Origin of the sequence: Pseudomonas sp. NFACC32-1 (assembly GCF_900101215.1) — a bacterium.
GTDB lineage: Bacteria > Pseudomonadota > Gammaproteobacteria > Pseudomonadales > Pseudomonadaceae > Aquipseudomonas.
In genome coordinates this window covers 17782-30655 of record NZ_FMUL01000001.1, presented here as the reverse complement: position 1 = coordinate 30655, position 12874 = coordinate 17782, and the positions used below count along the sequence as shown (strand labels likewise).

Below are 12874 nucleotides of genomic sequence, written 5' to 3'. Positions count from 1 at the left end.
GGTGCACAGCGCGAAGTCTTAAACCGCACTGAGCCGCCCACCTATCTGGCTGCCTGTTTCAAGGTTTTCATAAAAATACGGGGTGAATCCCGCGTCCTTCATTGCCTCTTGGGTTTCACCGATGTCGTATTCAATCCGATGCAGGTGGAATATCTCGCCATCCCAAGTGGCGAAACCTGCCCGGGGATCACCATCACGTGGCTGGCCGACGGAACCGGGATTGCAATAGACCTTGTCCTCGCCACTCCACAAGTGCTGGACATGGGTATGGCCTGACACGAAATGACGACCGGGAAACGGCATGAAATACGCTTGTGACGGACGCACGTATTCGTCCAGCGGATCGTTCCAGCCGCCATGGACAATGCTCAAGTCATGCTGGGTAGAGCGCTCAGGGAGCGCCCCCAACCATGCCAGGTTCTGTGAGGTGATGACGCCCCGTTGATAATCCAGGCAGGCATTGGCGCTATTGGAGCGAGGACAGCGCTCGTTCCTGGCCAGGTACCAGTCATGGTTGCCCATCACGGAAAAGATGTTCCGTTCGCGCAGGGCATCGCAGCACTCATTGACCTGGCTGTAATAACCGGCCGTGTCGCCCAGGCAGATAATGTGCGTCACACCCAACTCGTCAAGCTTGGCCAACACTGTCCGCAGGGCACTGTAATTGCCGTGTATGTCAGAAATGATCCCGATCATAGACGATGAAATCCTCTATATAACGAACAGCGAAACCACCCCGAAGGGCCGGCTGGGTCAGCGTCTTGCCGTCGAGGTAATGATCCAGGCACATGGCAGCTTCGTTGTAACCGAATGCGCGACGTATCGAACTGGTCGAAGAGATCCGCGGGTTGATCTCGAGGAGGCTCCAGGACCCGTCATGACCGCGACGGAACTGCAGATTGGTCGGTCCGACCGGCTTGAAGGCACGGCACAGCCTGGCCACGACCTGGTCCAGAGCGTCATCCCGATATACCCAGGCCTTGGCGGTCGAGCCATCCGAGGCCAGCCTGCGCTGGAAATTGATGGTGGGCCCGGTATTGCCCTGTCCGTCGCCAAAAGCCGCTACGGTGAACTCATCGGCCGCACTGCCGATGATGGGCTGCGCCATGAGGTAATCGCCGAGCAGCGCCGCATGAGGCGTAAAGTCACGCTCTTCGCGTACCCAGACCAGCCCCTTGGAGGCATAACTGCGGCGCGGCTTGAGCAGGAACGGCAGCCCCAGGGCAGCCTCGAGCGAATGAAAATCCCCCGACAGCAGGCTGGGAATACGGCTGGGATCCCCCAACGCTACCAGCGCCTGGTCCATTGCCCATTTGTCCCGGGAAAGATCGATCAGATGCGGGTTGTTGAGCACCACTTGGCAATCCCATTGGGCCAGCAGTGCCCGGTTGTCCGATAACCAATGAACGTCCTGTTCGATGCCGGGAATAAGCAGATCAACCTTGTACCTGGCCAGCGTATCGCCCAGCCACTGTCCATATTCGGAGGCTGCGGTATACGGGGCCTGCTCGAAGACATCGCTCCAGGCGCGGCCGACAGCGTCGTCGTAGATATCAGTGCCGACCAGGCGAACAGAAGGAGCCGCTTCACGCAGCGACTTGAGCAGGCCGTACCCCATGATGGCCCCTACGCCAGTCACCATGACGGTCTTCATGACAGCCCCTCCCTGTGCGCTCTCATCAGCTCGAAGCCCCGGCGAACGTCGATTCGAGGGGTGAAACCGATCTGCTGGTACAGCTCGTGCGCACACTCGAAAGGGGCAAGGTCGGGGATATCACCCTTTTCGGGCAGGAAGCGTACATCCAACGGCTTGCCGAACGCCTCGAACGCAGCCTGGACAATCGCCGAAAGACGGGGAGATTCGGGATGACCACAGTTATACAAACCAGGGATGCCCTGCTTTGCCAGCCGCACGCAGACCTCGGTCAGATCGCTCAGGTGCAGATAGTTGCGCCTGGCGTCGTTGCTGCCATACAACTCGACGCCCTGCCCCGCCTGTGCCTTATCGGCGATGGCGTACAGCAACGGCTGGTGAAGCCTGCACTGTTCGCCGTCGTCGTAGACTTGGCTGATGCGCAAAACACTAAGGGTCATGCCCCGTTCCCGGCAATAAAGACTCGCCACCTCTTCTGAATGGCGCTTGGAAAGCGAATAGATGCCGAAATAGGGATCCGTCGGCCGGTCACCCGCCGAACGCGATGAAAGCAGAATGAAATGACGAGCCCCACATTGCTCGGCCAGGCGGCAGGCCGCCAGCGTACCGACACTGTTGACCAGTTCGGCGCGGACCAGATCGTCCGGCTGGCGGCCGCCGAAATCTGCGGCGGCCAGCACGACAATGTCAAAACGCTCGTCGCACGCGAAGGGCTCCTGGCGGCTCAGGTCGAAAGCGATATCGGCATCCCGGCGCCCCGCCAGCTTGACGGGGCCAAGGCACGACAAGGCCTGGGCGACCGCCTTGCCGATGACCGAGGTACTTCCAATCACCAGGCTTTTCATGATGGGGCGACTGTCGCTTCGAGCATCAGCGCACAGCTGAGCTCCGGATAATCGATGCCCACGGTGCACATCGCGTGAAGGATGTCGCCCCCCAGGTGCAGCTCTTGCAGTTGTCCGGTGGTGAAGGGCTTGAGGAAGACACCTTCCTTGCGCGCCACCTGGAACCCGGCAGTTTCCAGCTCAGCGGTCAGGGTCTGAAGCGAATAGCTGCGCACATGGCCCAGCTCCAGATCGCCACGACCCAGCGCCATCATGTCGTCAAGCAGACCGGCAGCATGACCGAACCGCCGATGCAGCGACTCCCCATTGGGAACCAGCACGAAGCAGCGGCCACCCGGCGCCAGGTAATGCTTGAATTTTTGCAATATGGCCTGCGGATCATCGACGTGCTCAAGGACAAACCCCATCACGATGAGGTCGAAACGCTTGTCGGTATCGAATGTCTCGAAATAGCTTTCGACGATCTCGGCTGCATTGTCCGGATACTGCGCCTTGAACTGAGCGATCACCGACGCGGAGCCATCGATCACCGTGTGCTCACTGAAGAACTGCGAGAAGCGGTGGGTGCTGAAGCCATGGCCGACACCAAGCTCCAGCAGGCTTTGCTCCTTGGTGCACAGCGCCATGATGCGTTGGGGATACCAATTGAGAATGATGTTGTTGTCATACGCATAGCCAAAGCTGTCGCTGTAGGCTGCGATGAAGGTATCGAGATCGTTGCTCATGTCACATGCACTCCGCTGGGGGGCAAAGGTAATAAGTTGTACGGATCAGTCGGCCAACCAGGCCCGTCGCCAGGCGTCGAGGCGCTCGCCTTGGAGCAGCCACTGCGCACGTACGGTCGACTGCAAGGTATCGCCCAGCGTCGCGGAGGCTTCACGGTCTTCCAGGTGCATGCGAATCGTCCGAATCCATTCCTGCGCCTCGTTGTTCACCCGGGACAGCGGCAACACCTCGCCACCGATAAAACCCGGTACTCGGCTGCAAATGACCGGATGCCCGCAAGCGGCATGCTGCAGGACACGCAAGTCGCCGGAACAGGCATTGCCCAGGTTTTCCGCCATGGGCACCAGGGCAAGATCAAGATTCAAGGCGGCCATGGCCCCGGCCAACTGCTGCTGCGCGACACTTGGGTGCAGTTCTTTCAGGAAAGGTTGCAATGACGCCGGGCAGTCGCCGAGCACCACCCAATCCACCTCGCCAGCGAACGCGGGCAACACGTCGGCCAACAACTGAGCATCCTTGCAGCCCAACCAGCCCAGACGCGGCCTGGGCCCAGTGCGCCGCTTGCTTTGCACACGCCCCCACGCAGCCGGCAGCAGGGTTTCCAGCACACGAATATCGTCGTGGTGACCCTGTAGCAGTTCAGCCAGCGCGGGCGTAGGGACCAGCACACGATCGGCCTGCATCATTCCGTACCGCAGGCGCTCCAGCAGCTCTTCGGCAGCGTAATCGCCCTTCAACGCCATCTGCGGTAGATAGCCATCCAGATCATAGACGGTGAAGGCTTTGGAAAAGGCCCTCAGGCGGCTCAGGGCCAGCAGCCCAGCGTCGTCCAGGGGGCGCTGCAACACCACGGTGGTTGGTGCCAGGCGCTCGATTTCCACCGACGACAGCAGACTTGAAACAGCCACGCCTTCAATCTGCCCTGCTTCAAGCAACGTACTGAAGGGTTGAACCAGCCGCGAGTAGGCGCCCGCCTGCTGTTCGGTGACACAGACCAGCACCCTCGGTACGCTGCCTTGCAGCGCAAACCAGCACAGATCAGTGTTTTCCCGGACAAATCCCTCACCGACGCGCAGCGAAAAGTTGGCGTTGTAGGCCGGGTCGCGGGCCAGCTGTGGCAACCAGCGTGCGAGCAAGGCATCTTCCTGCTGGCTGCTCGCACGGATGCCAGCCACAGAATCCATCAACAGGCGCGCGTAAGGCGTCCAGACATTCAGATAACCTGCCTGCAGGAGCTTCAGACACAGGTCGACAGAGGTCCAGGGCGCCAGCAGCGGGTCGCTGTCGAAGCCTCCAGCCTCAATGAACAGCGCTCGACGCAGCATCAGGCATTCGGCGCCCAGGGCAGAGCAATTGCGTTCAAGCCCAAGCCGTCCCATGTAGCCCTCCGCCTCGGAGGGCAGACCTTCAAAAGCCCGGCCGACCATGGCGCCCAGCCCCAGCACCAGGTCCGCCTGGCGAATGCGACCCTGGCTATCCTCCAGCTTGCCTCCCACGGCGCCGACTTCCGGACGCTGGGCATGATTGAGCAACGACTGCAACCAACCCGGCTCCAGCACAGCGCTTTGCGCATCGAGCCAGAGCAGGTATTCCCCACGTGCGTCCTGGGCCGCCGCATTGCACATGCCCGCACGAGACTGCCCCGGCATGAAACGCAACACCTGGAACCGGCCTTCGCCCATCCGCTCGACCAGCCCCAGCCACTCCAGCAACGCGGGGTCATCGTTGCCTGGCTCGATCAGCAAGACCTCGAAGTCCACTGCGTCAGTGTGCAACAGCAGGCTTTCCAGACAGCGCTGGAAATTCGTCAGTTGACCTTCCAGGTAAATCAGAATGCTGACCGAAGCCTGCTGCTCGTGGCCGTAGTCGATACGATAGCGGCCCGCAGTCGTAGCAAGTTCAATCGCTCGCGCCCGACCGTAGCCACGTGCCTGGAGATGTGCATCGATGACCGCGCATTCATCTGCGCATTGCCAATGACGCAGCTCGTTGGCAATCAACAGCGGTTCGCTGACGTGACCGATGCTCGCCATCCCGCATTCGCTGATCAGGCGCAGTTGGTAAGCCAATTCGAAGGCATCGCCGCAGGTATCGTCAAAACCGTTCAAGCGCACCAGCGCATCGCGACGGAACATCCAGTGACGAGAAAGACCGGCCGGAAACGCCAGGAGCAGGTCCAGATTCAAATCGGGTCGCAGCGAAAGGTCGACCACACCGCCCGTACGCAGCGCCTCGTCGGCGTATACCGCCAGGCAACTGTCAGGCGCCTGGAGCAGATTCTGAGCCATCACCAGCAGCCCCGCGGCGATAAATTCCTCCCCCGCATCCACCAGCATGAACCAGTCGCTCTGGACGCCCTGGAGCAAGCCATTGATCGCGGCCGCCGGCTGCTTCGGATCGCACGCCAACCACTGGACGTTGGCTCGCCCCGGGTCGGCGCTACCGATCACGCAGACATGGATGCGTTGGTACAACTGTCTATCCAGGCTGTCCAGGGTATGCGCCAATGCCAGCTGATTGCCGTCATCGCGGACCACGACAGTGAAGGCAGGCGCCGCCGGGACCGACAACCGCTCATTGATCAAAAGCAACTGCTGCGCCGTCGGGTAGCGTTTGCGCAACCAGTCGAGCGCTCCCAGACGATTGCCGACCGCCTCACGAGCGGCGGTTGCCTGGGTTTTCGCGATAAACACATCCAGTTGCTGCCAGAAAGACGCAGTGCGCTCGACGTAACGTTGCAAGGCGTCACCAAGGCTGGCCCGGGCATGCCCCAACGGGTCCGGCTGGTCGAGCATGGCAAAGCCGACGCTGCCGAAGAAACTGGTGTCGAGCAGTGGCTGGTCGACGCCATGCCCCGGAATGAATATCACCGGGCAACCACACAGCACCGCCATGACACAGGTCATCGACCACTCATAGCTGTACATCACCTCGGCCCCGCGCAGCAGCTTGGCCAGCTCGGGCAGGGGCAAAGGATTGGCCATGCTCAACAGGCGGATATCGGCCGGCAGTTGCGAGTAATCGATCAGGCCCAGAGGGTGACGGTTCTGGTAGAGATAGCTTCCCTTGCGCTCAGTCGCGGTGCCCACCGTCGAGAACATTTCGACATCGATGGCCGGCAGGCACAACAGGTCGCCGTCAGGGTCACCTCGGTGCTCGGCGAGCCGGGCAGCGTAATAGAAGAACAGGTCGGTGGGAGCGGCATCCATGCCATTACCCGTGAGAAACCCCTCGAAATTCAGCAGAAAACGCGCCACGACCGAACAGTTGAGCGGATTGCCGGGGAACACCTCCGGATAAACCGCAATCGGCACTTTGCCCGCTGCCGCATGGCGCTGCTTGATCGTCGAATTGATCAGCGGCGTCTTGAGGTCCGGGTTGACCACCTCTGTGCCGCAGATATAGGCCTCGCGGCCACTGAGGTTGAGCATATGACAGAGGTAGTGCAACGAGACGACGCCCGACGACGATTCACGATAGGCAGGCGCGAGGAAGTAATACGGATGCTCGGGCTTGGCGTACATCAGCCGCAAACGCGCCAACGCCTGTTCGAGCGAGTAAGCGTCCTGCTGCGCAAGGTTCGACATCGGGTGCAATCTCCAGAATCAAATCAAAAGGGTGTCACTGGGAAGGCCTGCTCAGGCAGCCCTTTTCTCCAGGAAAGCCGATGCGTCCGCGCCGGTGTTGAACAACAGGTCTATGACACTGACCGCATGCTGGAACTCACCGTAGACCTGGGGATACTCGGGATAACCGGCATAACTCATATACGACACGGTAATCCCCTGGGCGGCGAAAGCCGCTTCGTCCAGGTAATGACTGGCAGCGGGTCCAGAGAGATATTCGTCGGCACCGAGGGCCTGGCATAAGTGGATCAGGCGCTCATTCTTGCCTTCTGCACGGCCCAGATCCTCGGAACGGTACAGCGGCGTGTGAATGCCCAGCAGGGGGCACAAGCCGGCGATGAACAGGTGGTTGATACGGCTCAGGTGAGTGAGGTTGGCGGCCTGTTCGTAGAGCGAGCGGATCGGCGCCTCCATCTGCCTGAAGCATGAAGCGCGCCGGTAGCTCTGCTCAATGGTCTTCCAGTGGGCTGCGGCCCAATCCGGATTGGTGACTTGTACCTCATTGATCAACTGCCCGAGACGGCCTTTCTTCTTGATCGGGATACTCAGCCAATGCTCGCCCTGGGCGGTCTTGATCTTGTTGCGGTTGCGCCAGTCACTACGGGTGTACTGGACATCGTCATACAGGACGAACGCATCGACACTGCGGATCAGATCGAAATAACCCTTCCAGGGAATGTAGTTCGACTGAACCACAGCCAGTTTCTTATGCATCCTGAACCTCACGTAGCGCGGCGGAATCCGGGGCCCTGCCCTGTCAAAAAATCGCCACCAGGCATGAATAAGTGGGGACAGATCAGGACACAGCAAATCCCATACCAGCTACCGTGATACCCAAGGCGCGTGCAATTGCGGACATGGCCCTCACATCGGACCGACGACAAGACCGAGCCAGCGCTTGACGAACATCAGGTATGAAAAGAGTGGCAGACATGGACCTTCAACTACTGGCCCTTTCCCACCTCATACTCACGCAACTTATTGGCAATGGTGGTATGGGAAACCCCTAGTCGCTTGCCCAGTTGGCGGCTGCTGGGGTGCTCGGAGTACAAGCGCTCCAGCACCGCCTTCTCGAAACGCCCGACGATCTCGTCCAACCCGCCCTCGAGTGAGAAATCACCAAGGGGCTGGCGCACGCCGTAGTCCGGCAGGCGAATATGCTCGGCCTTGACGGTACCGCCATCGCACAGGGAAACGGCCTGGAACAGTACGTTTTCCAGTTGCCGGACGTTGCCAGGCCAGTGGTAATGGCTCAGACGGTCCATCGCCGCCGGAGCCAGCCTGGGCAGCGGGCAGCCGATCTGGCGGCTGGCCTGGTCGAGAAAATGCTCCACCAGTGGCCTCAGGCCATCGAGGCATTCGCGCAACGGCGGGATGTGCAGGGACAGCACGTTCAAGCGGTGGTACAGGTCCTGGCGGAATTCTCCCCGGGCACAGAGCTCGGACAAATCCACCTGGGTCGCGCAGATGACCCTGACGTCCAGGTACACCTCCTCATCGCTGCCGACGCGCCGGAAGCAACCGTCCTGCAGGAACCGCAGCAGCTTAACCTGCAGGCGCGGGCTCATTTCTCCCACGCCGTCGAGGAACAGCGTGCCTCCGGCGGTCAGTTCCAACAGGCCGAGCTTGCCTTCGGCACGGGCGCCTTCGAAGGCACCGGGGCCGTAGCCGAACAGTTCGGTCTCGGCCATGGATTCCGGCAACCCGGCGCAATTGAGCGCCATGAGGGGGGATTGCCCCCGGGGACTGGCCAGGTGGCAGGCGCGAGCCAGCAGCTCTTTGCCGGTGCCGGTCTCGCCTTCTATCAACAGCGGCGCATCCAGCGGCGCCATCCGCCGGGCCTCGCGGACCACCGCCGCCATCACCTTCGAGCTCTGGAAAATACTGTCGAAGCCACGCAGCTCCTGCTTGCGCACGTTATAGATCCGTTCGCCGACCCGGTCGGCCCGATGCAACGTCAACACCGCGCCGGCCATGGCCTCGCTGTCGTCGTGCTCCGATTGCAGCGGGGCGATGTCGGCCAGGAACACGTCCCCCTTGACCTTGACCCGCAACCCATTGATCCGCGACTGGTTGGCGCGCACCAGTTCCGGCAGGTCGAAATCCTCGGCGTAGCGCGACAGTGGAATCCCCGGCACCTCGTCCACCCGCACTCCAAGCAGTTGCGCCGCTGCCCGGTTCGCCGCGACGATGGAACCGCCCATGTCGATGGACAGCACCGGAAACTCCAGGGCGCCAAGCAAGGCATTGAGTTCCATGTGCCGACGCTCGCTTGGCATCAGCCCTACGCGCTTGACCCCGAACACCCCGGCGATGCCTTCGAATTTCGGGCGCAACGCCTGGAACTGGATATTGATCAGGTTGGGGCAGTGCAGGTAAATCGCATTGCCATGCTCGCCCCCCACTTCGCCCCGGGCAACGTTGATGCCGTACTCCACCAACAGATTGAGAATGTCCCGCAGGATGCCGATGCGGTTCTGGCAATGGACTTTGATGCGCATGAGAAGGCCTGGTGCGTTAGGAATCGATAGGGACAAGGCCCGCAAAGCGCTGCCGCGTCGCCCGGTGGAGCAAGCCCACCAGTGTTTTTGTCTGGAGGCGCAAATAACCGTCAAGATTATGTGACAGCTGTAGGCCTTTTCCTAGCTGAAAATCTCCAGAGAATCGAAGGCCAGCAAAAAACGTCACGAAAATTTTACAGAACAAGGACGGCTATCATTGATTGGCGCGCTTGCACCTGCTGCACGATCCCCTGCTTGGGGTTATCTCTAATGCATCGCTGGACATAAAAATAAACAGCCTTTCTCCGGTTCGAAAAAACCAGAGGAAAAACAGCAGGAGAGCAGCATGAAGCAAACGCAATACGTGGCCCGCGAGCCCGATGCGCAAGGTTTTATCCACTACCCCGCCGAAGAACACGCGGTGTGGAATACGCTGATCACCCGCCAGCTGAAAGTCATCGAAGGCCGTGCGTGCCAGGAATACCTGGACGGCATCGACAAACTCGGCCTGCCCTACGACCGCATTCCGCAGTTGGGGGAAATCAACAAAGTGCTGGGCGAGACCACGGGCTGGCAAGTCGCCCGGGTGCCGGCGCTGATCCCTTTCCAGACCTTCTTTGAATTGCTCGCCAGCAAGCAGTTTCCGGTGGCCACTTTCATCCGTACCCGTGAAGAACTGGACTACCTGCAAGAGCCGGACATCTTCCACGAGATCTTCGGCCACTGCCCGCTGCTGACCAATCCCTGGTTTGCCGAATTCACCCACACCTACGGCAAGCTCGGCCTGCAGGCCTCCAAGGAAGAGCGTGTCTACCTGGCGCGCCTGTACTGGATGACCATCGAGTTCGGCCTGGTGGAAACGCCTCAAGGCCGGCGCATCTACGGCGGCGGCATCCTGTCATCGCCCAAGGAAACCGTGTATTGCCTCTCGGACGAGCCGGAGCACCAGCCCTTCGACCCGCTGGAAGCCATGCGCACGCCATATCGCATCGACATCCTGCAGCCGGTGTATTTCGTGCTGCCCGAACTCAAGCGCCTGTTCGACCTGGCCCACGAAGACATCATGGGCATGGTCAAGCGCGGCCGGGAACTGGGCCTGCACGCACCGAAATTTCCACCGAAAGCCGCGTGACCCGCGATTTTCGATCTCAATTGAGTCTGTTGCACGGCACGGCTTTGCTTTAGCGTGGGTGCATCGACGCTTTCAACTATTCGATCCAGGAACACACCATGAACACTCTGAACCAAGCCCATTGCGAAGCCTGCCGCGCCGACGCCCCACAAGTCAGCGACGAAGAACTGCCGGTCCTGATCAAGCAGATCCCGGACTGGAACATCGAAGTGCGCGACGGCGTGATGCAGCTGGAAAAAGTCTTCCTGTTCAAGAACTTCAAGCATGCCCTGGCGTTCACCAACGCCGTCGGCGAAATCTCCGAAGCCGAAGGCCATCACCCGGGCCTGCTCACCGAGTGGGGCAAGGTCACCGTGACCTGGTGGAGCCATTCCATCAAGGGCCTGCACCGCAACGACTTCATCATGGCCGCCCGCACCGATGACGTGGCCACGACCGCCGAGGGCCGCAAGTAATGCACTTCGATGCCATCGGCCGGGTGCCCGGTGACCCGATCCTCGGCCTGATGGAGGCCTACGGTGCGGACAGCAACCCGAACAAGTTCGACCTGGGCGTAGGGGTCTACAAGGACGCCCAGGGCCTGACGCCGATCCTTGCGTCCGTGAAGCTGGCCGAGCAGCGGCTGGTGGAACGCCAGGCCACCAAGACCTACATCGGTGGCCATGGCGACGCCACGTTCGGCCAATTGGTCAGTGAACTGGTGCTGGGGGCCGACTCGCCGCTGGTCATGGACAAACGCGCCGGCGTCACCCAGACCCCGGGGGGCACCGGTGCGCTGCGCCTGAGCGCCGATTTCATTGCCCAATGCCTGCCGGGCCGTGGTGTCTGGCTGAGCAACCCGACCTGGCCGATCCACGAAACCATCTTCGCCGCGGCAGGGGTCAAGACCCGCCTCTACCCTTACGTGGGCGCCGACAACCGTCTGGATTTCGAGGCGATGCTGGCCACCCTGGGCCAGGCACCGAAGGGCGATGTGGTGCTGCTGCATGCCTGCTGCCACAACCCCACCGGCTTCGACCTGTCCCATGAGCAATGGCGCCAGGTCCTGGACGTGGTACGCAGCCGCGATCTGCTGCCCTTGATCGACTTTGCCTACCAAGGTTTCGGTGATGGACTGGAGCAAGACGCCTGGGCGGTCCGGCTGTTTGCCCAGGCCTTGCCCGAAGTGTTGATCACCAGTTCCTGCTCGAAAAACTTCGGCCTGTACAGGGACCGTACCGGCGCGTTGATCGTCTGTGCGGCGGATGGCGAGAAGCTGCAGGATATTCGCAGCCAACTGGCCAACATCGCCCGCAACCTGTGGTCGACGCCACCGGACCATGGCGCGGCGGTGGTGGCGACGATCCTGGGTGACGCGCACCTCAAGAGCCTGTGGACAGACGAAGTGCAGGTCATGCGCCTGCGCATCGCGCAGCTACGCAGCGGCCTGCTGGAGGCCTTGGAGCCTCACGGCCTGCGCGAACGCTTCGCCCACATCGGCGTGCAACGCGGGATGTTTTCCTACACCGGCTTGACCCCGGAACAGGTCAGGCACCTGCGAGAGCGGCACAGTGTCTACATGGTCGGTACAGGACGGGCGAACGTGGCAGGCATCGATGCCACGCGCCTGGATCTGCTGGCCCAGGCCATTGCCGACGCCTGCCGATAATCGCAGCGCATTCGTGGCGAGGGGGCCTGCCCTTCGCCACGATGACCCAGCCGAACGGATGCGGCGGTGCGATATGGCGTTTACTGGCCGGTCCACTCGCGAACGAATTCGCTGATGTCTTCCTTGGGCGCCGTACGCGCTTCCTTCTGCGGCGTGCCCAGGTAGAGGAAACCGATCACTTCTTCCCCCACTTCCAGGCCAAGCCCCTCGGCCACGTGGGGCGAATAGGCCAGATCTCCCGTACGCCATACGCCACCGACGCCCTGGGCGTAGGCCGCCAGCAGGATTGCATGGGCCGCGCAGCCGGCCGCCAGCAATTGCTCGGACTTGGGGATCTTGAAATGGTCTTGCAGACGAGCGATCACCACCACGACCAGGGGCGCACGCAGCGGGCCATTGAGGGCCTTTTCCACAACGGCCTCAGCCACCAGCGGGTCATTGAAACGCGCCGCTTCGGCCAGCAGTTCGCCCATGCGATAACGCGCTTGCCCTTCGACCGTCAGAAAACGCCATGGCCGCAACTGGCCATGATCCGGCGCGCGCATCGCGGCGGCGAACATGACCTCCCGCTGCTCGGGCGTAGGCGCCGGGTCAATCAGGCGTGGAACGGAAACACGGTTGAGCAAAGCGTCGAGAGCCTGCATCGGCCACCTCCCTGGAAAAATGTCCGGCTATTCTAGTGGCTGTACGGCGAGTCCGTCAGCGCAAATTCGAATACCGGCTCCCAGGCCGCACCCGCCAG

Annotated in this window: 11 protein-coding genes; 3 read left to right on the top strand and 8 right to left on the bottom strand. The window is 61.3% G+C overall.

Going from position 1 to position 12874, the window contains the following annotated elements:
- Nucleotides 1-18: 18 nt before the first annotated feature.
- The 7 genes from BLP99_RS00125 to BLP99_RS00095 all read right to left on the bottom strand — a co-directional run bounded on the left by BLP99_RS00125 (nucleotide 19) and on the right by BLP99_RS00095 (nucleotide 9352).
- The gene (locus tag BLP99_RS00125; RefSeq protein WP_072458141.1) at nucleotides 19-696 is read right to left on the bottom strand and encodes a metallophosphoesterase family protein; all 678 of its coding nucleotides are present in this window, start codon (nucleotides 694-696) and stop codon (nucleotides 19-21) included.
- A complete protein-coding gene (locus BLP99_RS00120; RefSeq protein WP_072430247.1) occupies nucleotides 677-1654 on the bottom strand; it encodes an ATP-grasp domain-containing protein in 978 nt (325 codons plus the stop codon). Before BLP99_RS00120 ends, BLP99_RS00125 begins: the two co-directional genes overlap by 20 nt.
- On the bottom strand, nucleotides 1651-2499 hold the full coding sequence (locus BLP99_RS00115) for an NAD-dependent epimerase/dehydratase family protein (RefSeq protein WP_072458143.1): 849 nt from the start codon (nucleotides 2497-2499) through the stop codon (nucleotides 1651-1653). Before BLP99_RS00115 ends, BLP99_RS00120 begins: the two co-directional genes overlap by 4 nt.
- On the bottom strand, nucleotides 2496-3224 hold the full coding sequence (locus BLP99_RS00110; protein ID WP_072458144.1) for a class I SAM-dependent methyltransferase: 729 nt from the start codon (nucleotides 3222-3224) through the stop codon (nucleotides 2496-2498). Before BLP99_RS00110 ends, BLP99_RS00115 begins: the two co-directional genes overlap by 4 nt.
- A gap of 45 nt (nucleotides 3225-3269) precedes the next feature.
- Nucleotides 3270-6812: a glycosyltransferase gene (locus BLP99_RS00105; RefSeq protein WP_092179468.1), complete on the bottom strand. Its 3543-nt coding sequence runs from the start codon at nucleotides 6810-6812 to the stop codon at nucleotides 3270-3272.
- 51 nt (nucleotides 6813-6863) lie between these two features.
- On the bottom strand, nucleotides 6864-7565 hold the full coding sequence (locus BLP99_RS00100) for a WbqC family protein (RefSeq protein ID WP_072430243.1): 702 nt from the start codon (nucleotides 7563-7565) through the stop codon (nucleotides 6864-6866).
- A gap of 230 nt (nucleotides 7566-7795) precedes the next feature.
- Nucleotides 7796-9352: a sigma-54-dependent transcriptional regulator gene (locus tag BLP99_RS00095; protein ID WP_072458146.1), complete on the bottom strand. Its 1557-nt coding sequence runs from the start codon at nucleotides 9350-9352 to the stop codon at nucleotides 7796-7798.
- Nucleotides 9353-9626: 274 nt separating this feature from the next.
- Between BLP99_RS00095 and phhA the strand changes: the two genes are divergently transcribed.
- The 3 genes from phhA (at nucleotide 9627) to BLP99_RS00080 (ending at nucleotide 12132) form a co-directional block, all read left to right on the top strand.
- Nucleotides 9627-10484 carry a phenylalanine 4-monooxygenase gene (gene phhA, locus BLP99_RS00090; RefSeq protein WP_256327604.1) on the top strand — a complete coding sequence of 286 codons (858 nt, stop codon included), beginning with the start codon at nucleotides 9627-9629 and terminating at the stop codon, nucleotides 10482-10484.
- A 98-nt stretch (nucleotides 10485-10582) separates the two neighbouring features.
- A complete protein-coding gene (locus BLP99_RS00085; protein WP_072389559.1) occupies nucleotides 10583-10939 on the top strand; it encodes a 4a-hydroxytetrahydrobiopterin dehydratase in 357 nt (118 codons plus the stop codon).
- A complete protein-coding gene (locus BLP99_RS00080; protein WP_092179464.1) occupies nucleotides 10939-12132 on the top strand; it encodes an amino acid aminotransferase in 1194 nt (397 codons plus the stop codon). The genes BLP99_RS00085 and BLP99_RS00080 overlap by 1 nt, the downstream gene beginning before the upstream one ends.
- Nucleotides 12133-12212: 80 nt before the next feature.
- Here BLP99_RS00080 and BLP99_RS00075 read toward each other — a convergent pair whose 3' ends face one another.
- Entirely contained in the window at nucleotides 12213-12776 is a 564-nt protein-coding gene (locus tag BLP99_RS00075; RefSeq protein ID WP_072389563.1) for an NAD(P)H nitroreductase, read from the bottom strand.
- Nucleotides 12777-12874: the final 98 nt, after the last annotated feature.

Coding starts and splice junctions, on each gene's coding strand:
- BLP99_RS00125 (WP_072458141.1), bottom strand. CDS start 696: ATGATCGGGATCATTTCTGACATACACGGCAATTACAGTGCCCTGCGG.
- BLP99_RS00075 (WP_072389563.1), bottom strand. CDS start 12,776: ATGCAGGCTCTCGACGCTTTGCTCAACCGTGTTTCCGTTCCACGCCTG.
- BLP99_RS00105 (WP_092179468.1), bottom strand. CDS start 6,812: ATGTCGAACCTTGCGCAGCAGGACGCTTACTCGCTCGAACAGGCGTTG.
- BLP99_RS00080 (WP_092179464.1), top strand. CDS start 10,939: ATGCACTTCGATGCCATCGGCCGGGTGCCCGGTGACCCGATCCTCGGC.
- BLP99_RS00110 (WP_072458144.1), bottom strand. CDS start 3,224: ATGAGCAACGATCTCGATACCTTCATCGCAGCCTACAGCGACAGCTTT.
- BLP99_RS00100 (WP_072430243.1), bottom strand. CDS start 7,565: ATGCATAAGAAACTGGCTGTGGTTCAGTCGAACTACATTCCCTGGAAG.
- BLP99_RS00085 (WP_072389559.1), top strand. CDS start 10,583: ATGAACACTCTGAACCAAGCCCATTGCGAAGCCTGCCGCGCCGACGCC.
- BLP99_RS00095 (WP_072458146.1), bottom strand. CDS start 9,352: ATGCGCATCAAAGTCCATTGCCAGAACCGCATCGGCATCCTGCGGGAC.
- BLP99_RS00120 (WP_072430247.1), bottom strand. CDS start 1,654: ATGAAGACCGTCATGGTGACTGGCGTAGGGGCCATCATGGGGTACGGC.
- BLP99_RS00115 (WP_072458143.1), bottom strand. CDS start 2,499: ATGAAAAGCCTGGTGATTGGAAGTACCTCGGTCATCGGCAAGGCGGTC.